Genomic DNA, 21,163 nt, shown 5'->3' on the forward strand with positions numbered 1-21,163 from the left:
GTATTCATACCTCAATCCGCGAAGTGTCGTCGGCCACCGGGCAAGTCAACGAAGTCGCCTTGCGTGTGGTCGCGGCCTCGAACTCGTCGATGTACAACTCCGACCAGCAAGCCAGCCGCACCAACAGCGTGGCCGCGGCGATCAACCAGCTCGGCGCTGCCGCCCAGGAAATCGCCCAGAACGCCGCTCTCGCCTCGCAGCACTCCAGCGATGCGCGCAGCCTGGCGGTCGACGGCCAGCAGGTTGTGGATAAAACCATTCACGCGATGCAGCAGTTGTCGGCAAAAATCAGCGACTCCTGCGGCAACATCGAAACCCTCAATAGCAACACGGTGAACATCGGCCAGATTCTGGAAGTGATCACCAGCATCTCGCAGCAGACCAACCTGCTGGCACTCAACGCCGCCATCGAAGCGGCCCGCGCCGGTGAGGCTGGCCGAGGTTTCGCCGTGGTCGCTGACGAAGTGCGCAACCTCGCACACCGCACCCAGGACTCGGCGCAGCAAGTGCAAAAGATGATCGAAGAACTGCAAGTCGGCGCACGTCAGGCCGTGAGCATCATGACCGAGAGCCAGCGCGAGAGCGAAAGCAGCGTCGGCATCGCCAACCAGGCCGGCGAACGCCTGGGCAGCGTGACCCAGCGCATCGGCGAGATCGACGGGATGAACCAGTCGGTGGCTACCGCGACAGAGGAGCAGACCGCTGTGGTCGAGTCGATCAACGTCGACATCAACGAGATCAACACGCTGAATCAGGAAGGTGTCGAGAACTTGCAGGCAACCTTGCGTGCGTGTTCGGATCTGGAGCAGCAGGCAGCGCGTCTCAAGCAATTGGTCGGCAGCTTCCGCATTTAAAGCGCTGCCACTGACCCCTTCGCGAGCAGGCTCGCCCCCACATTGGAATGCATTTCAACTGTGGGAGCGAGCCTGCTCGCGAAGCGGGATTCAGCCGCAGTGAAGATTTAGAACCTGGAACCTGGCTCAGAAAGAAACACCAACTCCTCAGCCGTCGACTCCCGCCCCAACACCGCATTGCGATGCGGAAACCGGCCAAACCGTGCAATCACCTTCTGATGCCGCTCGGCATAGTCCAGGTTATCGGCAAACACCGCCCGCTCGGCTTCCGGCTGTTCAGCCAGCAGATCGATAAAGCGCGACACGGCTTCGTTCTGCACCGCGAGGTTTTCGCAGTGTTCGAACACCAGATAAATGAATACCCGCTGAATCGGCTTCAGTTGCCGGTCGAAGTCCGCCGCAATGCCCTGCGCGACAAGTTTCTGCGCACGCAGATCACCGGAAAAGGCTTTGGGTGTGTCGCGAAAGATCATGCGTGGCAGTTGATCAAGCAGCAACACCAGCGCCAGCCAACCTTCGGGACGTTGCGTCCACTCGGCCAATTCGCCAGCGAGGGCCTGATCGACAAAGACCCCGAAACGCTCACGCGCTTCGAGGTCCTGGCTGTCTTTCTTGCCAAACCACAACTTGCCCTTGTCAGCCGCAATCTCGTCCGGTGATTCGGCATGTCCGAACCACCAATCGAGCAACGGCTGCCAGGGCGCAGTCATGGTTTATTCCTTGTGGTAAGCCGTGGCGCGGGCGACTTCTTCTTTCGAGCCGAGGAACACCGCTACGCGCTGGTGCAGGCCTTCCGGCTGAATGTCGAGGATGCGCTGGTGACCGTCGGTGGACGCGCCGCCGGCCTGTTCCACCAGGAACGACATCGGGTTGGCTTCGTACATCAGACGCAGTTTGCCCGGTTTGGATGGCTCACGGCTGTCGCGTGGGTACATGAACAGACCGCCACGGGTCAGGATGCGGTGCACATCGGCCACCATCGCGGCGACCCAGCGCATGTTGTAGTTCTTCTTCAGCGGGCCTTCTTCACCGGCCAGCAGTTCGCTGACGTAGCGTTGTACCGGGGCTTCCCAGTGGCGCTGGTTGGACATGTTGATCGCGAATTCCTGGGTGGTTTCAGGAATGGTGATGTCTTCGTGGGTCAGCACGAAGCTGCCCATTTCGCGGTCGAGGGTGAAGCCTTTGACGCCGTCGCCCAGGGTCAGTACCAGCATGGTCTGCGGGCCGTAGATCGCGTAACCGGCAGCAACCTGCTGGGTGCCTGGCTGCAGAAAGGCTTTTTCGTTCAGCGGCTCGTTCTGGCTCAGGTATTCGTTCGGGCAGCGCAGTACCGAGAAGATGGTGCCAACCGGGGCGTTGATGTCGATGTTCGACGAGCCGTCCAGTGGGTCGAAGACCAGCAGGTAAGCGCCTTTCGGGTATTTGCCGGGGATCTGGTAGGCATTGTCCATTTCTTCGGACGCCATGCCGGCCAGGTGACCGCCCCATTCGTTGGCTTCGAGCAGGATCTCGTTCGACAGCACGTCGAGTTTCTTCTGCACTTCGCCTTGGACGTTTTCAGTGCCCATGCTGCCCAGAACACCGCCCAGGGCGCCTTTGGACACGGCGTGGCTGATCTCTTTGCAGGCACGCGCCACCACTTCGATCAGGAAGCGCAGATCGGCAGGAGTGTTATTGCTGCGGGTCTGCTCAATCAAATAGCGACTCAGGGTAACGCGGGACATGGACGGCTCCGGTGGAATGGGGGGCTAAAAACCCGCGCAGTTTACAGGGAGTCTGAAAACCTAGCGAGCGAAGACGCCCGGTAACGTGCGTTGGGGCGCAATTGCTTGTATCAGACGTGATCGGGTCGAGAGAGTTCAGGCACCGGATTGAGCGTAGTCCGGTTCGGGACGGATGGTGGCTGGGTTGATAGCGACAGTTTGAGAATTTTTGTTGATTGATCGGCCGTCATCGCTGGCAAGCCAGCTCCCACCAGGATTTCGGTCGTTCACCTGTTTTGTGTACACCAAATAACCTGTGGGAGCTGGCTTGCCAGCGAAAGGCGCACAGCGCCAGCCATTCTCAGGAACGGGTCGGTGGCTTGCGCAACAGACTCGCCGCCATCACCCCGAGGAACACCACACTCACCAGCAACACCGCCCACAAGCCGATTTTCTTCCAGTTGGTTTCGGCCACCGCCGCTGTAGTGGCCGGGGCGGTCGGCGTGGGGATCACGTCGCCCTGCACCGTCGCCTTGCCCAGCGTCGCGAGCTTCTGCGGTTTGAAATCCGGAATCAGCGTGCTCAGCGGCAGATTCGCGGTTTTCACCGTCGGATTGCCCAGCGCCAGGCTGTAAGGTCCGTCACCGCGCGCGAGGAAAATTACCTGCGTCGCCCGCACCGCGTATTTCAGGCTCGGTGCCTGCTCGCCCAGACCACCGCCGCGCTCATCCACGCTCAGTTTCAATTGCTGCACGGTTTGCCCGTACAACTGCAATTCGTTCTGCACCACGTCCTGACCGTTCTGGGTCAGGCGATACAGCAAACCGTTGCTCAGGGGCTGCCACGGCAGGCTGCTTTCGCGGCGACCCGCGAGGGTGACCGGCGCCAGACTGTTCGGTTGTTTCAACTCGACCTGCACCCGCTCGACATTCAACCCCATCGGCAACTGCCAGGTGTACTCGCCGGATTGGGTGCTGCTGCCCGTCAACGCTTGCGACCAGACCAACGGCAGCGGCACGTTGCGTGGATCGCTGCTTTTCAATTGCACTGCAGTGAGGATGGGTGCCGAGGTGGACGCCTCCCACAGCAGACGCAGATAGCGCGCCGATTGCCCCGGCAGCGTCACCTCATGCTGTTCGATGCGCTCGTCGGAGAACGTCAGGCGCGCGACCTGCCCTTCGCCCCACGCCTGCCAATGCTGCAAGTCATCACTGGCCTCGATGCTGAAGCGCTGGAAACCGTCGCGTTCGCTGGTCCAGTCGAGGATCAGTTGCTGCAGCGGCGCCTTGATCGCGCTGGCATCGAGCAGCCAGCCGCGCAGCACCTCTTCGCCGGCCTCCAGTTGCGTCGACGGCTGCACTTCCACCAGTGTGCCGGTGGTGGTCGATTGCACGCGTACGTTCGGCGCGCGCTCGCTGGCGTCGGCGGCGTTGTACAACGGGAACCACTTCACTTCATGCAACTGCCCGTCGTCGCGGGTCTGCGCCGATTCCCGGGCCAGGGCGTAGGCCTGCGGCTCGCCAGCAGCGTTGAATACGCGCAGGTCGCTGAGATCGGTCTGGCGTGCCTGCAATTGCGCGCTCAGCGGCAGATCGAGGCGATACCACGGGCCGTTGCCGCTCACCGTCAGCGGCACCTGCGTGGCGAAGTCCGCCGGTTTTTCCTGGGCGCCGGCAGCTATCACCACGCCCAGCGCCAACCACCCCAGATTCAGCATGCGACTCAAGATGAAACTCCTTCGGTATCCGGCACGGGTTTGCCCGCCGCCGGCTCGGCTTCGACGCGTTTCGGTGGCAGCGGTGCAAAGTAGCCCACCACCAGCAGCAACACGCCGACGCCGATAAACGAGACGATCCGGGCCAATCCGCCACGGTTGCTCAATTCGACAAAAATCAGTTTGGCCACCACCAGCGCAATCAGCGCCGCGCCGATCAGCCACACTTCGCGACGATGGCGCAGATGGCCGCCGATCATCAGGCCCAGCGCCATCAGGGTCCAGACGATGGACAACCCGGCCTGCACCAGCATCGACTCAAGCAAAAGATCCAGCTCGAACGGAATGCCCGCCCAATGGTGCGCAGCGCGGGTCACCAGCGCGGTGCAGAAAGCGAACAGCGAAACCCCGGCGACCAGTTGTGTGGCGTACTCGGCGTAATCCTTGCGCAGGGCAAACTGCGTCACCGCATGACGCGACCACACGTACACCCCGAACAGGGCAAACAGCAGGCCCAATTCCAGCGGGTTGACCAGCGGTACGTACGGCAGCGGTTCGGCATTGCCGTCGCTGAAGCCGTTGGCCAGCCAGAACCACGCCAGCATCAGCACTGCCAACGGCGCAGCGGCATACAAACGATATTCGCGCGGGAACGCGGCCACCGGCCAAGGCCAGTTGCGTGGAGCCGCCGCCAGCAACAGATACAGGCTCGGCAGGACCGCCCAGCCGAGCCAGCGCCAGGCGTTGTATTGCTCGGACAACAGCAGCAAGCCGTAGCGCAATTCCAGCGCCAGTACGCCGATCAGCAGCCAGCAACCCAGCACATGCGCCGTGCTCAAGGCCCGTGCCGGCAACATCGGCGCCAGACGCCGCAAGCTGAAGAAGTGCACGACGAACACCAGCACCCACGCCAGCCAGCCGACATTCGCCGCCGGGTGATAACGCGAATGCCACGCCGCCAGCAGCACCAGCCCCGCCGCCGGGATCAGCAAGGTGCAGAGCAGGCCCAGCGCCGGCCATTTCAGGCGCAGCGCCAACAGCGTCCACAACGCCACGCTTAGCGCGGCGACCAGCAGCAACAGCGGCGCCTGCACATTCAACGGTGCAAAACGCAGCACCTCACTGACCCACGCCAACGCCCACCAACCGGCGCCCCACACCAGCAGCACTTCGGACAGGCGCTGCAAGCTCAGCGCATCGAACGCCGAGGCATGATTGCCCAGTTGCAAACGCCAGGCACCGACCAGCGCGGCCAGCCCCAATACCAGTGGCGTCCAGAAGCTGCCATGGGCCAGCGGCCGCAATCCTTCGCTGGCCAGCGGCCCGAGCAACTCGGGGCCGGCCAACAAGAACGCCGCGCCGCCGATCAACTGCAATAACAGGCCGAAGACAAAACTCACGCGCTGCTTGAGGTACAGGCTCAACCAGATGATCAGCAAGCCGCTGGCCGCCCACACCGCACTCGCGGTTTGCCACGGCAGCACGAACAGCACCGCCAGGTTGATCAGCACCAACCCCGCCAGCAACACCACCGACAAGCCGCGCAGCAGCCGCACATCACCGCGCACCATCTCGTCCCGTGCCGCCAGCAACATCCCGGCGATCAACGCCAGACCGATCAGCGATGCGCTGAGCAACCCGCTCCACCCGGCGCTGAACACCGCCGCCGAATCCTCGCCCGCGCCTTGCAGACGCAAAAGGAACAGCGCACCGCCGAGCAACTGCACGGCGAACGCGGTGAACAGGAACGTACGCGATTGCAGGCGCAGGCCGACAAACAAGGTCACCAATCCGGCCAAAGCCCAACTGATCGCTGTCGCCTGAACAAAGAAAAACAACGGCGCCAGCAAATACAGGAAGGTCAGGCCCAGCGCCGCCAGCACCGGCAAACCCTGGCGCTCCCACAGCGAAGCCTGCTCCGCCGAGGCTTTGCGCAATTGATAGAAACTGAACAGCAGCGCGAGGCCAAGCATCAACGCCCCCAACGGTGCGCCGTCGAGCAGACTGCTTTCGCCGACCCGCAACTGACTGAGGAACGCCAGCGCCGAACCCAGTTGCAGCAACAGGGCAAACGCTCGGGCGAACGGCCGCTGCTGACGCAGACCGAGCCAGAAAATCCCCGCGCCCTCCACTGCCCACGCTGCTGAGGTCCAGCGTGCATCGAGGCCTAGCGGGATCGCCAGACTGGCGAAAATCACCCCCAGCGCCAGACAGGTTTCACCCAATAACAAGGCGCGACCACCCATCAGTAACCGGGCCAGGCCCATGTAGATCACGCCCAGTGCGAGAGCACTGAACGCAGCGGCGAACTCCAGGTGCTGCACCAGCGCAAACTGCAAACCGAAGCCCACGAGCGGCGGCCCGAACAGCATTGTGCCGTCGACGTAGTCGCCCTTGCGCGCCGACCAGTGCAACAGTGCTTCGCGATCGCCGTCTGCCGGTGCATCGGGCATGTCGAGCAACTTGCGCCGGGCAAACAACAGGCCGATGGCCAGGTACATCAGGAAGAACAGAATCAGGAACGGTTCGGTGCTCCACAGCAACTCGGGCGCATACCATCGCAGCCCCCAGGCGAAACCGATGCCGAACGTGCCAACGAATCCGATCAGGTTGAGCAGGCGCCAGGCCTTGAACCAGGCGATGGCGAGAATGCCGGCATTGAGCAACGCGAAATAGCTGAACAGCGCGACGTGGTTGCCGGCACCGGTCGAGGTCAGGATCGGTGCGGCGAAACCGCCCAATGCTGCAGCCGCTGCCAGCCCCAGCGCATCCTGAGTGATGGCGAGAATCGCCGAGAACACCGTGACCGCCACCAGCAACCCCAGCGCGGCGGACGGATCGAGCAGCGGATGCAGACGCATCGCCGCAAACACCGTCAGGTACAGCACCGCGATCCCGGTGCCCTGCAGAATCAGCGCATAGCTGTTGTTGCGCCGACGCAACCACCAGCCCAGCGCCAGCAGGGCCAACGCCGCCGCCGCGACGCCGGCATAACGCAATTCGATCGGCACCACCATGCCTTCAGTGGCATAGCGCAGCAGGAACGCCAGACCGAAAAACAGCAGTACCACGCCGACCCGCAACACCGTGTTGCCGCCGAACAGCCAGTTGCGGGCAGCACGGATGCCGCGCTCGATCAGGTTCGGGCCACGGGGTTCGGCCGGTTGTGTGGGGGGTGATGGCTCGTCGGTCACGGCGTCCAGATGCCAGACATCGGCCGGCAGCGGCTGGTTGGTTTCGCTGGCGACGGCAGAAATCGGTTCGAGTTCGGGCGGCAGCTCCCAGACCAGATCCGGTGCGGCGGCGGGTGCCTGTTCGACGACGATGACGGGTTCGACGACGGCATCCGCGGTCGGCACCATGCCCGGCGGTGTGGTGCGCACGCCGGCACCTTCAAGCAGGAACAATCGCTGTTCGACGGCCTGCAAAGCAACCTTGGCTTGTTCCAGTTGACGCTGCTGTTCGGTGGCCTGCGAGCCAAGCCGGGCAAGGCGCAGCGTTTGCCCGATCGCCAGCCCGAGCAGCGCCCCCAATAGCGCGGCACTGAACGACTCATCGAGCAGCCAGCCGAGCAGCAGCCCGATCAACATGAACATCCATTGCATGGTCGATATCCCTAAGCGCAAAGGCCAATCCGGGAAGATTAGCGCAGCCTGATCCAAAAAGATCGCAGCCTTCGGCAGCTCCTACAGGGTTATGTGAACACCTGTGTAGGAGCTGCCGAAGGCTGCGATCTTTTCCGGCGCGCCGATTATATCGAGCCCAGCGAAAAGTTACTCCAGTGCCTTCCAGATATCCGTGGCGTACTCACGAATGGTCCGGTCGGAGGAGAACCAGCCCATCCGCGCCGTGTTGAGCACTGCCGAACGCCACCAGTTGTTGGCGTCGTGCCAGTGCGCATCGACGCGTTTCTGTGCTTCCCAGTAGGAATCGAAGTCGGCGCAGACCAGGAAGCGGTCGTAGTCCACCAGCGAATCAATCAGCCCGGTATAGCGCGACGTGTCATCCGGCGAGAACACGCCACTGCGGATCGCTTGCAGCACGTCGCTCAAACGATGCGACGCGGCGATGTCCGGCGCGGCGCTGAACTCGTGGTTCTGTTTGCGCGCTTCAACCTGCTGCGCACTGAGGCCGAAGATGAACATGTGCTCGGCGCCGATGCGCTCGCACATTTCCACGTTGGCACCGTCGAGGGTGCCGATGGTCAGTGCGCCGTTGAGACCGAACTTCATGTTACTGGTGCCCGACGCTTCGAAGCCGGCCGTGGAAATCTGCTCGGACAAGTCCGCCGCCGGAATGATGCTCTCGGCGAGGCTGACGTTGTAGTTGGGCAGAAACACCACCTTCAGCAAACCACGCACGGTCGGGTCGTTGTTCACTACACGGGCGATGTCGTTGGTCAGCTTGATGATCAGTTTGGCCTGGTGATAACTCGCCGCTGCTTTACCGGCGAAGATTTTCACCCGAGGTACCCAGTCGACTTCCGGCTCGGCACGAATCGCCTGATACAGCGCCACCGTGTGCATCAGGTTGAGCAACTGGCGCTTGTATTCGTGGATCCGTTTGACCTGCACGTCGAACATCGCCGCCGGATTGACCGCGATCCCCAGCCGCTCGTGAATCAGATAGGCCAGGGCCTTTTTGCTGTGCAGGCGCTGTTCGGCGAAGGCTTTGCGGAAGGCGGGTTGCTCGGCGAACGGTTCCAGATCGAGCAAGCGCTCTTCCGGGTTATCCAGCACCTGCGGGCCGAGGGAGTCGACCAGCATCGAGGTCAGTTCGGAGTTGGCCTGGAACAACCAGCGGCGGAAAGTGATGCCGTTGGTTTTGTTGTTGATCCGCTCCGGGTAGAGCTTGTGCAGTTCGGCGAACACGGTCTTGCGCATCAATTGCGTGTGCAGCCCGGAAACGCCGTTGACGCTGTGCGAACCGAGGAACGCGAGGTTGCCCATGCGCACCCGACGACCGTTGTCTTCTTCGATCAGCGACACCGCGCGCAGCACGTCGAAATCATGAATGCCCTTGGCGCGCAGCGAGTCGATGTGCTGCGCGTTGATCAGGTAAATGATCTGCATGTGCCGCGGCAGCATGCGCTCCATCAGGCCGACCGGCCAGGTCTCCAGTGCCTCGGGTAACAGCGTGTGGTTGGTGTACGACAGCGTGTCGACGGTGACTTGCCACGCCGCATCCCAGGCCACGTCGTAGACGTCGACCAGTTGCCGCATCAATTCAGCAACGGCAATCGAGGGGTGGGTGTCGTTGAGCTGGATCGCCGCGTGATCGCCCAGGGTCAGCACCGAGGTGTGCATGTTGCGATGGCGACGCAGCAAATCCTGCAGCGAAGCCGCGACGAAGAAATATTCCTGACGCAGGCGCAGTTCCTGCCCCGCTTCGGTGCTGTCCGCCGGGTAAAGCACCCGGGAAATACTTTCGGCGCGGGCTACCTCAGCCACCGCGCCCAAGTGGTCACCGGCGTTGAAGCGCTCAAGGTGCAAGTCTTCCATGGCGCGGGCACGCCACAGGCGCAAGGTGTTGACGCTCGCCCCACGCCAGCCGACCACCGGCGTGTCGTAGGCAATCGCCCGTACGGTTTCTGCCGGCGACCAGACCTGTTTGGTCTTGCCACTGGCATCGGTGACGGTTTCGACGCTGCCGCCGAAGCCGATGGTGTACACCACTTCCGGACGCTCGAATTCCCACGGGTTGCCGAAATCCAGCCAGTGTTCGGTCTGCTCCTGCTGCCAGCCATCGACGATGGCTTGGCGGAACAACCCGTGCTCATAACGAATGCCGTACCCGTGCCCGGCAATGCCGAGGGTCGACATGCTTTCCATGAAGCACGCCGCCAGACGCCCGAGACCACCGTTGCCGAGCGCCGCATCGGGTTCCAGCAGACGAATGCGTTCCAGATCGACACCCAGTTCAGTCAGCGCTTCACGCGCGACGTCGAGCAGGCCGAGATTGCTCAGGCTGTCGTAGAGCAAACGACCGATGAGAAATTCCAGCGAGAGGTAATACACTCGCTTCTGGCCTTTGCGGTAGATCTGCCGGGTGTGGTCCATCCAGTGTTCGACCATGTGGTCGCGTGCCGCCAGAGCAATGGCTTCGAACCAGTCATGGTCAAAGGCGTGATCCGGGTCTTTGCCCACCGCATAGGTGAGCTTGGTCAGGACGGCATCGCGGAATGCGGCCACCTCTGCTTCGCGAACTAGTGGTTCTTGAGTCATCGATAGGACCTCGAGCGAGCGGGGAATTGTCTGAGCCTAGACGGTCTGACCGACGGTAGAGGCGCAGGTTCGGCAGTTTTTCCGAAGACGGTGAGATAGCCCGGCATTACCTTGGCGAGTGGGCTAATGAATGCAGGGGCCGTGCCGGACTGAATGGCATTTACACGGCGTTTGCAAAAATCTGGCGAAAGGTTGTTCAAAAATCCACCAGTCCCGGTATGATCGCGCGCCCTGATGCACACACGCCTGGTAACCCCCGATGATGAAGCCCAACCTGATTGCCGCCGCCGAGATCGACCGCCTCGATACGTGGGCCAAATATTCGGCCCCGATGTGCGGCTCTTGTGTCTCCAGCTGCTGCACCCTGCCGGTCGAGGTCAAGATCAAGGACCTGGTACGCATCGGCGTGGTCGACGAGTTCGAGCTGGGCGATCCGCCGAAGAACATCGCCAAGCGCCTGCAAAAGGAAGGGCTGGTCGAGCGCTTCAACCAGAAATCGGGGATCTTCACCCTGCAGCGCATGAGCAACAACGATTGCTACTACCTGGATCGTAAGAGCCGCCTGTGCACCATTTATGACAAGCGCCCGGACACCTGCCGCAACCACCCGAAAATCGGCCCGCGGCCAGGGTATTGCGCGTACAAGCCGAAAGAAGTCGAGCGGGTGCAGAATTCGCGGTCGATCGAGAAGTTCTGACCCTTCCTGATATTTTCGGCGCCTGTCCGGCCGCCATCGCTGGCAAGCCAGCTCCCACATTGATTGTTGTCGTACACAAGATTCATGTGCGACGCAAAACCCTGTGGGAGCTGGCTTGCCAGCGATGAGGCCAGCACAAACCCCGCACAAATCCCGGACAAACAAAAACGCCCCCGGTCTCGCGACCGGGGGCGTTTTTTCAAGCTCGGGCTGAATTACGCCTTGGCTTTCTTGGCAGCGCGGGTACGCTCGCTTTCGTCCAGGATCTTCTTGCGAAGACGGATGGACTTAGGAGTGACTTCGCACAGCTCGTCTTCCTGGATGTATTCCAGAGCCTGTTCCAGAGTGAAGCGAACAGGTGGTACCAGAGCGATGGTTTCGTCTTTACCCGAAGCGCGCATGTTGTCGAGCTTCTTGCCTTTGGTAGGGTTCACACCCAGGTCGTTGTCGCGGCTGTTCTGACCAACGATCTGACCGTTGTAGATCTCTTGGCCGTGTTCTACGAACAGCTTGCCACGAGCCTGCAGGGTTTCCAGCGAGTAGGTCAGTGCCTTGCCGGTTTCAACCGAAACCAGAACGCCGTTCTGACGGCCGGACATGTGGCCCGACTTCACTGGCGCGTAACGGTCGAAGATCGAGGTCAGGATGCCAGCGCCGTTGGTCAGGGTCAGGAACTGGTTACGGAAACCGATCAGACCGCGAGCAGGGATGTTGTATTCCAGACGAACACGGCCCTTGCCATCCGGCACCATGTTGCTCAGGTCGCCTTTACGCAGACCCATCTCTTCCATGACCTTGCCCTGCGATTCTTCAGGGATGTCGATGGTGACGTTTTCGAACGGTTCCTGCTTCACGCCGTCAACTTCACGGATGATCACTTCAGGACGGCCCAGGGCCAGCTCGAAGCCTTCGCGACGCATGGTTTCGATCAGTACCGAGAGGTGCAGCTCACCACGGCCGGAAACCTTGAACTTGTCAGCCGAGTCGCCTTCTTCAACGCGCAGTGCAACGTTGTACAGCAGCTCTTTGTCCAGACGATCCTTGATGTTACGGGAGGTCACGAACTTGCCTTCTTTACCGCAGAATGGCGAGTCGTTTACCTGGAAGGTCATGGAAACGGTTGGCTCGTCAACGGTCAGCGGCTTCATCGCCTCGACGGTGTTGATGTCGCACAGGGTGTCGGAGATGAACAGCTCGTCGAAGCCGCTGATGCAGACGATGTCGCCGGCTGCTGCTTCTTCAACGTCAATGCGGTGCAGGCCGTGGTGACCCATCAGCTTCAGGATACGACCGTTGCGGCGCTTGCCGTCGGCGCTGATCGCGACAACCGGGGTGTTCGGCTTGACGCGACCACGAGCGATACGGCCAACACCGATAACACCCAGGAAGCTGTTGTAGTCCAGAGCGGAGATCTGCATCTGGAACGGACCGTCACGGTCAACGGCCGGAGGCGGAACGTGGTCGACCACTGCCTGGTACAGCGCAGTCATGTCTTCGCCCATGGCGGTGTGGTCCAGACCGGCGATGCCGTTCAGGGCCGAAGCGTAAACAACCTGGAAGTCCAGTTGTTCTTCGGTCGCACCGAGGTTGTCGAACAGGTCGAAGATCTGATCCAGAACCCAGTCCGGACGCGCGCCTGGACGGTCAACCTTGTTGATGACCACGATTGGACGCAGGCCGGCTTCGAACGCCTTCTTGGTCACGAAACGGGTTTGCGGCATAGGGCCGTCTTGAGCGTCAACCAGCAGCAGAACGGAGTCAACCATCGACATTACGCGTTCTACTTCGCCGCCGAAGTCGGCGTGGCCCGGGGTGTCCACGATGTTGATGTGGTAGCCGTTCCAGTTGATGGCGGTGTTTTTCGCCAGGATGGTAATACCGCGCTCTTTTTCCTGGTCGTTGGAGTCCATCACGCGCTCGTCGTTGAGCTCGTTGCGCTCCAGGGTGCCGGATTGACGCAGGAGTTTGTCTACCAGGGTGGTCTTACCATGGTCAACGTGGGCAATGATGGCGATGTTACGTAGATTTTCGATCACTTGTGTATCTCGATCAGAGGATTCGGTTTGCTGACAAGTCTTGGCAGCGATTAACAGTAGTGTCCGGCATGGCCGTTACAGCTTGACGGCGGTGTCGGGGGGCCGGTGACGCAGGCCACAGGCAAACAGCCCCGGGCACTTAGCTCGGTCGATAAACGCGCACATTGGCATGCCCCTCACTGAGCAAATGGTGAGCATGCAGGCGACTCATCACGCCTTTGTCGCAATACAGCAGGTACTGGCGAGTCGGATCCAGCTCCTTGAAACGAGCGTTCACTGCATAGAACGGCATCGTCTGTACTTCTATGCCGGCGAGTTCCAGCGGGTCATCCTCGGCCGCATCCGGGTGACGGATGTCGATGACGATCTGACCGGCCAGCGCTTCGCCGACTTCTTCGATCTGCAAGTCCTGGCCCAATTCGTCGATCACTCGATCGATCGGCACCAGTTTGGCGTTTTCGAGCGCACGCTCGAGAACCGCCATGTCGAATTCTTTCTCTTCGTGCTCAACACGGTGGCGCTTGGCGGCGGTCTTCGGATTGACCGAGATGACCCCGCAGTACTCCGGCATGTGCCGGGCGAAATCGGCGGTGCCGATCTCGTTGGCCGTGTCGATGATGTCCTGCTTGTGCGCAACGATCAGTGGGCGCAGGACCAGTTTGTCGGTCACGCAGTCGATCACCGACAGGTTCGGCAGCGTCTGGCTCGATACCTGGGAAATCGCTTCGCCGGTGACCAGCGCGTCGATGTGCAGCCGGTCAGCGATGGCCGACGATGCGCGCAACATCATACGCTTCAATACGACGCCCATATGACTGTTATCGACTTTGCCGAGAATTTCGCCCAACACTTCTTCGAACGGAACACTGACAAATAGCACGCGTTGCGAGCTGCCGTACTTCTTCCAGATGAAATGCGCGACTTCCATCACGCCCAATTCGTGGGCACGCCCGCCGAGATTGAAGAAGCAGAAATGCGCCATCAGGCCGCGGCGCATGATCTGGTACGCAGCAACCGTCGAGTCAAAGCCGCCGGACATCAATATCAGCGTCTGCTCCAGGGCGCCGAGCGGGTAACCGCCGATGCCGTTGTGCTGGCTGTGGATGACAAACAACCGTTGGTCGCGAACTTCGATGCGAACTTCGATTTCCGGGTCTTTGAGGTCGATTCCGGCCGCACCGCACTCACGACGCAGCTTGCTGCCGACGTATTTTTCGACGTCCATCGAGCTGAACGGATGCTTGCCTGCACGTTTGCAGCGCACCGAGAAAATCTTCCCGGCCAGCACATCGCCGTAGTGTTGTTTGCACTTCTCGGTGATGTCGTCGAAGTCGCCCAGCGGGTATTCGTCGATCTGCAGAAAGTGCGCGACACCGGGAGTACAAGTGAGGCGCTCGCCCATCTCTTTCAAGGCTTTGGGGTCAGTAACGCGGGTTTCCAGCTCGAGATTGTCCCACACACCGTTCACCACCACGGCCGGGTCCAGATCGCGGAGCACGGCGCGGATGTTCTTGGCCAGCTGGCGGATGAAACGCATCCGGACAGGGCGGCTTTTGATGGTGATCTCGGGGAAGACTTTTACGATTAGTTTCATGAAAACAGCGCGCGCAGGGCCAGCCGAAAAAGGGGGGCGCGGATTATAGCGGAAATTGCTCAAGGTTTAACCAGTTAATATGCAGAAGGTTTCACTTGCACCAAAACGGGTCATTTCTGATTTGAAGCGCTACATTAAGGGGCGATAATTTCGCCTTTATGGCGCTTTCTTGCTTTGAAAGCGTGAAATTGGGGCAAAAAACCCATGCTGGGGCACTGGCATGCAATTTGCTCCCTTGTGAGGCAGGTTGCCTTGGCAGAGTATCTGCGCCGGCATCACCCAAATTAAGGGCATCCACTACCAAGCCCTAAGCCACCCGGAGGACACTATGTCGAAGTCGGTTCAACTCATCAAAGATCATGACGTCAAGTGGATTGATCTGCGCTTCACGGACACCAAAGGCACTCAGCACCACGTGACCATGCCGGCTCGCGATGCGCTGGAAGACGACTTCTTCGAAGTCGGCAAGATGTTCGACGGTTCCTCCATCGCTGGCTGGAAAGGCATCGAAGCCTCCGACATGATCCTGCTGCCGGACGACGATACTGCCGTTCTCGACCCGTTCACCGAAGACGCGACCCTGATCCTGGTTTGCGATATCATCGAACCTTCGACCATGCAAGGTTACGATCGCGACCCGCGCGCCATCGCACACCGCGCCGAGGAATACCTGAAGACCACCGGTATCGGTGACACCGTCTTCGCCGGTCCAGAACCAGAATTCTTCATCTTCGACGAAGTGAAGTTCAAGTCCGACATCTCCGGCTCGATGTTCAAAATCTACTCCGAGCAAGGTTCGTGGATGTCCGACCAGGACATCGAAGGCGGCAACAAAGGCCACCGTCCTGGTATCAAAGGCGGCTACTTCCCGGTTCCGCCGTTCGACCACGACCACGAAATCCGTACTGCCATGTGCAACGCACTGGAAGAGATGGGCCAGACCGTTGAAGTTCACCACCACGAAGTGGCGACTGCCGGTCAGAACGAAATCGGTGTCAAGTTCAACACCCTGGTGAAAAAAGCTGACGAAGTTCAGACCCTGAAATACGTTGTCCACAACGTTGCCGACGCTTACGGCCGCACTGCGACCTTCATGCCGAAGCCACTGTACGGCGACAACGGCTCGGGCATGCACGTACACATGTCCATCGCCAAAGACGGCAAGAACACCTTCGCTGGCGAAGGCTATGCCGGCCTGTCCGAAACCGCCCTGTACTTCATCGGCGGCATCATCAAGCACGGTAAGGCCCTGAACGGCTTCACCAACCCGGCCACCAACTCCTACAAGCGTCTGGTGCCAGGTTTCGAAGCGCCGGTGATGCTGGCCTACTCGGCTCGCAACCGTTCCGCCTCGATCCGTATTCCTTACGTCAACAGCCCACGCGGCCGTCGTATCGAAGCTCGCTTCCCGGATCCGGCTGCCAACCCGTACCTGGCTTTCGCAGCACTGCTGATGGCCGGTCTGGACGGTATCCAGAACAAGATCCACCCAGGCGATGCCGCTGACAAAAACCTGTACGACCTGCCGCCTGAAGAGGCGAAAGAGATCCCACAAGTTTGCGGCAGCCTGAAAGAAGCCCTGGAAGAGCTGGACAAGGGCCGTGCGTTCCTGACCAAGGGCGGCGTATTCTCCGACGACTTCATCGACGCTTACATCGCGCTGAAATCCGAAGAAGAAATCAAGGTCCGCACCTTCGTACACCCACTGGAATATGAGCTGTACTACAGCTGCTGATCCGGTAGCGCTGCGCTACGCGGCGTGACAAAAGAGGCCTCCTTCGGGAGGCCTTTTTATTGCCCACGATTTATGAAGCTACACAAATCCCCGGTGGGAGCGAGCCTGCTCGCGAAGGCGGCGTATCAGTCGCCATCCCCGTCAATGACCCACCGTATTCGCGAGCAGGCTCGCTCCCACAGGGGATTTTGGCGTCTGAATGATCTCCGGATATGTCCCGGGCTGGGCCAACCGCCGCACCCTGGCCTATGCTGCAACCCATCGCTTTCTTTCCCGGTCGATTTCATGGGTCGCACCTTTCTCTACATTCTGCTGCTGATCGCCCTGCCCGCCGCCGCGCAGATCTACAAGTACACCGACGCCAACGGCAACACGGTTTACAGCGATCACTCGCCGGACGGTGTTCAGGCGCAGCCGGTCGAGTTGCCGCCACTCAACCGCGTCGAGCCACAGGCACCGAGCGCGCCAGCGCCTTCAAGCACCGACACACGCCCCGCGGCACGCAGTGCCTACGAGGTGCTGGAACTGACCGGCCTGCCCAGCGAAGAAGCGCTGCGCGCCAATAACGGCACCTTCACCGTCAGTGTATTGATCAAGCCGCGTTTGCAGGCGCCGCACCAATTGAGGCTAGTGCTGGACGACGCGCCTTACGGCCAGCCGAGCAACGTGCCGATCCTGCAACTGGTGAATGTTGATCGTGGCGAGCATCGTCTCGCGGTGCAGGTGATCGACGGCGAAGCGATCATCCAGCAGAGCCCAACGGTCGTGTTCACCGTGCAGCGGGTGCACAAGCCATGAGGATTTTCTGGCTGATCCTGTGCCTGTTGGCCCTGCCCGTTTCGGCGGAGGTCTTCACCTACGTCGATGCGCAGGGTAATCGCGTCTACACCGATCAGCCGCGCGGCAACGCCAAGCGCGTACCTATCGCGACCAGCAATCGCATGTCGGCCAACCCCACGGCTGCAGCACCGATCAGCACCGCGAAAAAGGTCGCGGAACAACCGCTGTTCCACTACGACATGCTGCGCATCCTGATCCCCGAGCCGGACGCGACCCTTCGCAGCAGTGCGGGCGAGATGATCGTCAGTGTCACCAGCGAGCCCGGTTTGCAGCAGGGCCATCGCTACCGCTTGCTGCTCGACGGCCAGGCCACTGGCGAGCCGAGCCTCAGTCCGGTGTTTCCGTTGAGCAACATCGACCGGGGCAGCCACAACCTGTCGGTGGAAATCCTTGATCAATTGGGTCGCACCGTCGAACGCACCGCCAACCAGCCGTTCCACATGCTGCGCATCTCGCTGGCACAGAAACGCCAAGTCAAACCCTGCGTCAGCGAGGACTACGGCGTGCGCCCGGAATGCCCATTGAAAGACAAACCCGCCGAAGAAAAAAATCCCTTCCTGCGCTTCTTCTAACGCTGTTCAGCTTTGCGCACTATATTGGTGCATAAGACTGCACCGTACTCACATTGCAACCCATTTTGGTTCGAAACTTCCCGCTGGCGTGTGTGGAGCGCCACGCAAGCGAGCGTCAAACGCCTGTTTCAGGGGACAAACGCTTCTTTTCGGAGCCTTGGTTTGGTTTTTGCATTTTCCGTTTAACGACGCCTGCTTCTTGCGCACGCTCCGCCCCCAAAAGAGGCTCCGATGACTATTAGCGACGCAATCCACCGTTTGCTGCTCGACAACCTGACCACCGCTACCATCCTGCTCGACGCGGAATTGCGCCTTGAGTACATGAACCCGGCGGCCGAGATGCTGCTGGCCATCAGCGGCCAGCGCAGCCATGGGCAGTTCATCAGCGAGTTGTTCACCGAGTCCACCGAAGCGCTCAACTCGCTGCGTCAGGCGGTCGAACAGGCACACCCGTTCACCAAGCGCGAAGCGATGCTCACCGCCCTCACCGGCCAGACCCTGACCGTGGACTACGCGGTGACGCCGATCCTCAGCAACGGCGCAACCATGCTCCTGCTGGAAGTGCACCCGCGTGACCGCCTGCTGCGGATCACCAAGGAAGAGGCGCAGTTGTCCAAACAGGAAACCAGCAAAATGCTGGTGCGCGGCCTGGCCCATGAGATCAAGAATCCGCTCGGCGGCATCCGTGGCGCCGCGCAATTGCTGGCCCGCGAACTGCCGGAAGACAGTCTGCGCGACTACACCAACGTGATCATTGAAGAGGCCGACCGCCTGCGTAATCTGGTCGACCGCATGCTCGGCTCGAACAAGCTGCCATCGCTGGCGCTGTGCAACGTCCACGAAGTGCTGGAGCGCGTCTGCCAACTGGTCGAAGCGGAAAGCCAGGGCTGCATCACCTTGGTGCGCGACTACGACCCGAGCATTCCCGACGTATTGATCGACCGCGAACAAATGATTCAGGCCGTACTGAACATCGTGCGCAACGCGATGCAGGCGATCAGCAGCCAGAACGAGCTGCGTCTGGGGCGCATCAGCCTGCGCACCCGGACCATGCGCCAGTTCACCATCGGCCATGTCCGCCATCGCCTGGTGACCAAGATCGAGATCATCGACAACGGCCCGGGGATCCCGGCGGAACTCCAGGAAACCATCTTCTTTCCCATGGTCAGCGGCCGCCCGGACGGTACCGGGCTGGGCCTGGCCATCACCCAGAACATCATCAGCCAGCACCAGGGCCTGATCGAGTGTGACAGCCACCCCGGCCACACCACGTTCTCGATCTTTTTGCCACTGGAACAAGGAGCCACATCGACATGAGCCGTAGTGAAACCGTGTGGATCGTCGATGACGACCGTTCTATCCGTTGGGTTCTGGAAAAAGCCTTGCAGCAGGAAGGCATGACCACGCAGAGCTTCGACAGCGCCGATGGCGTGATGAGTCGTCTGGCCCGTCAGCAGCCTGATGTGATCATTTCCGACATCCGCATGCCGGGCGCCAGTGGCCTCGATCTGCTGGCGCGCATCCGCGAACAGCACCCACGGTTGCCGGTCATCATCATGACCGCTCACTCCGATCTGGACAGCGCCGTCGCCTCCTATCAGGGCGGCGCGTTCGAGTACCTGCCCAAGCCGTTCGACGTTGACGAGGCGGTATCGCTGGTCAAGCGCGCCAATCAGCATGCGCAGGAACAGCAAGGCCTGGAAGTGGTACCCGCGCTGACCCGCACCCCGGAAATCATCGGTGAAGCACCGGCGATGCAGGAGGTGTTTCGCGCCATCGGCCGCTTGAGCCACTCCAACATCACCGTGTTGATCAACGGCGAATCCGGTACCGGTAAAGAACTGGTGGCCCACGCCCTGCACCGCCACAGCCCGCGCGCGGCCTCGCCGTTCATCGCGCTGAACATGGCGGCGATCCCCAAGGACCTGATGGAATCCGAGCTGTTCGGCCACGAGAAAGGCGCGTTTACCGGCGCGGCCAACCTGCGCCGTGGACGTTTCGAACAGGCGGACGGCGGCACGCTGTTCCTCGACGAAATCGGCGACATGCCAGCCGATACCCAGACCCGTTTGCTGCGGGTGCTGGCCGACGGCGAGTTCTATCGCGTTGGCGGGCATGTGCCGGTCAAGGTCGATGTGCGGATCATTGCCGCGACCCACCAGAACCTGGAAACCCTGGTGCACGCCGGCAAATTCCGTGAGGACTTGTTCCACCGCCTCAACGTGATCCGCATCCACATTCCGCGCCTGTCGGACCGTCGCGAAGACATCCCGACCCTGGCCAAACACTTCCTCAGCCGCGCCGCGCAAGAACTGGCGGTGGAACCGAAGCTGCTGAAAAGCGAGACCGAGGAATACCTGAAGAACCTGCCATGGCCGGGCAACGTGCGGCAGCTGGAGAACACCTGCCGCTGGATCACCGTGATGGCCTCCGGTCGCGAAGTGCACATCAGTGACCTGCCACCGGAACTGCTGAGCCTGCCGCAGGATTCGGCACCGGTGACCAACTGGGAGCAGGCGCTGCGTCAGTGGGCCGATCAAGCCTTGGCCCGCGGCCAGTCGAGCCTGCTCGACAGCGCCGTGCCGGCGTTCGAGCGGATCATGATCGAGACCGCGCTGAAGCACACGGCCGGACGCCGGCGTGATGCGGCGGTATTGCTCGGCTGGGGGCGTAATACCCTGACCCGCAAGATCAAGGAATTGGGGATGAAAGTGGACGGTGGGGATGATGATGAGGGGGATGAGGGTTAAGCCCCTCCTCTAATCGTCCGCGAAAAGATCGCAGCCTTCGGCAACTCCTGCAGAGAACGCATATCCCTGTAGGAGCTGCCGAAGGCTGCGATCTTTTTTTGTGTGCACCGCCACAAGGCACGGCGAACCGCAATTGGGCATAAGTTACTGATCAAAAAAACACCAAGCAGGTTCAAAGCTCCAGCCACACAGAAGCATCAAAGCCACGATTTACGGGGCTTTCGCGCATCTGAAGCTTTTTTCTGTTTCGAAATACTAAAACTGGCACGCCGCCTGCAATATCCCTCACAGGTGATTCGATTCACCACCCGTTTCGGGGGCCTTGGTACAGGCAGGCCGGGGATTCCCCTCTTTACACCGGGTTCAAACCGCAACGCGGCGAACCCACCCTTTTGGGATCCTTGGTACAGGCAGGCCGGGGGTTCCCTCTTTACACCGGACCGA

Annotated in this window: 14 protein-coding genes; 7 read left to right on the forward strand and 7 right to left on the reverse strand. The window is 60.9% G+C overall.

Going from position 1 to position 21,163, the window contains the following annotated elements:
* Positions 1-89 precede the first annotated feature (89 nt).
* Positions 90-854, forward strand: coding sequence for a methyl-accepting chemotaxis protein (locus B1722_RS30165; protein WP_371260421.1), 765 nt, complete (start codon positions 90-92; stop codon positions 852-854).
* A 107-nt stretch (positions 855-961) separates the two neighbouring features.
* Here B1722_RS30165 and B1722_RS19055 read toward each other — a convergent pair whose 3' ends face one another.
* The 5 genes from B1722_RS19055 to B1722_RS19075 form a co-directional block, all read right to left on the reverse strand.
* Complete coding sequence (locus B1722_RS19055; protein ID WP_086793942.1) at positions 962-1,564, reverse strand: DUF924 family protein; 603 nt, start codon at positions 1,562-1,564, stop codon at positions 962-964.
* A 3-nt stretch (positions 1,565-1,567) separates the two neighbouring features.
* Positions 1,568-2,578 (reverse strand): class 1 fructose-bisphosphatase, encoded by a 1,011-nt coding sequence (locus B1722_RS19060; RefSeq protein WP_007961744.1) that lies wholly within the window; start codon positions 2,576-2,578, stop codon positions 1,568-1,570.
* 340 nt (positions 2,579-2,918) lie between these two features.
* Positions 2,919-4,283 (reverse strand): DUF3999 domain-containing protein, encoded by a 1,365-nt coding sequence (locus B1722_RS19065; protein WP_086793944.1) that lies wholly within the window; start codon positions 4,281-4,283, stop codon positions 2,919-2,921.
* On the reverse strand, positions 4,280-7,876 hold the full coding sequence (locus B1722_RS19070; RefSeq protein ID WP_086793946.1) for a DUF2339 domain-containing protein: 3,597 nt from the start codon (positions 7,874-7,876) through the stop codon (positions 4,280-4,282). Before B1722_RS19070 ends, B1722_RS19065 begins: the two co-directional genes overlap by 4 nt.
* 168 nt (positions 7,877-8,044) lie before the next feature.
* Positions 8,045-10,495, reverse strand: a complete 2,451-nt coding sequence (locus B1722_RS19075; protein WP_041071440.1) for a glycogen/starch/alpha-glucan phosphorylase — start codon at positions 10,493-10,495, stop codon at positions 8,045-8,047.
* 259 nt (positions 10,496-10,754) lie between these two features.
* Between B1722_RS19075 and B1722_RS19080 the strand changes: the two genes are divergently transcribed.
* Complete coding sequence (locus B1722_RS19080; protein ID WP_007961740.1) at positions 10,755-11,192, forward strand: YkgJ family cysteine cluster protein; 438 nt, start codon at positions 10,755-10,757, stop codon at positions 11,190-11,192.
* 215 nt (positions 11,193-11,407) lie between these two features.
* Here the strand turns inward: B1722_RS19080 and typA are convergent, their stop codons facing one another.
* Positions 11,408-13,228, reverse strand: coding sequence for a translational GTPase TypA (gene typA, locus B1722_RS19085; RefSeq protein WP_007961739.1), 1,821 nt, complete (start codon positions 13,226-13,228; stop codon positions 11,408-11,410).
* 139 nt (positions 13,229-13,367) lie between these two features.
* Entirely contained in the window at positions 13,368-14,822 is a 1,455-nt protein-coding gene (gene thiI, locus B1722_RS19090) for a tRNA uracil 4-sulfurtransferase ThiI (protein WP_041071437.1), read from the reverse strand.
* A gap of 328 nt (positions 14,823-15,150) precedes the next feature.
* Between thiI and glnA the strand changes: the two genes are divergently transcribed.
* The 5 genes from glnA to ntrC all read left to right on the forward strand — a co-directional run bounded on the left by glnA (position 15,151) and on the right by ntrC (position 20,719).
* Positions 15,151-16,557, forward strand: coding sequence for a glutamate--ammonia ligase (glnA, locus tag B1722_RS19100; protein ID WP_003220788.1), 1,407 nt, complete (start codon positions 15,151-15,153; stop codon positions 16,555-16,557).
* 285 nt (positions 16,558-16,842) lie between these two features.
* Complete coding sequence (locus tag B1722_RS19105) at positions 16,843-17,355, forward strand: DUF4124 domain-containing protein (RefSeq protein ID WP_041071434.1); 513 nt, start codon at positions 16,843-16,845, stop codon at positions 17,353-17,355.
* Positions 17,352-17,969, forward strand: coding sequence for a DUF4124 domain-containing protein (locus B1722_RS19110; RefSeq protein ID WP_041071431.1), 618 nt, complete (start codon positions 17,352-17,354; stop codon positions 17,967-17,969). The genes B1722_RS19105 and B1722_RS19110 overlap by 4 nt, the downstream gene beginning before the upstream one ends.
* A gap of 231 nt (positions 17,970-18,200) precedes the next feature.
* Positions 18,201-19,286 carry a nitrogen regulation protein NR(II) gene (glnL, locus tag B1722_RS19115; protein WP_007961730.1) on the forward strand — a complete coding sequence of 362 codons (1,086 nt, stop codon included), beginning with the start codon at positions 18,201-18,203 and terminating at the stop codon, positions 19,284-19,286.
* Positions 19,283-20,719: a nitrogen regulation protein NR(I) gene (gene ntrC / locus B1722_RS19120; protein ID WP_007961729.1), complete on the forward strand. Its 1,437-nt coding sequence runs from the start codon at positions 19,283-19,285 to the stop codon at positions 20,717-20,719. Before glnL ends, ntrC begins: the two co-directional genes overlap by 4 nt.
* The last annotated feature ends 444 nt before the right edge of the window (positions 20,720-21,163 follow it).

Source organism: Pseudomonas sp. SCPG-7, from assembly GCF_002156405.1.
GTDB classification, from domain to species: Bacteria; Pseudomonadota; Gammaproteobacteria; order Pseudomonadales; family Pseudomonadaceae; genus Aquipseudomonas; species Aquipseudomonas parakoreensis.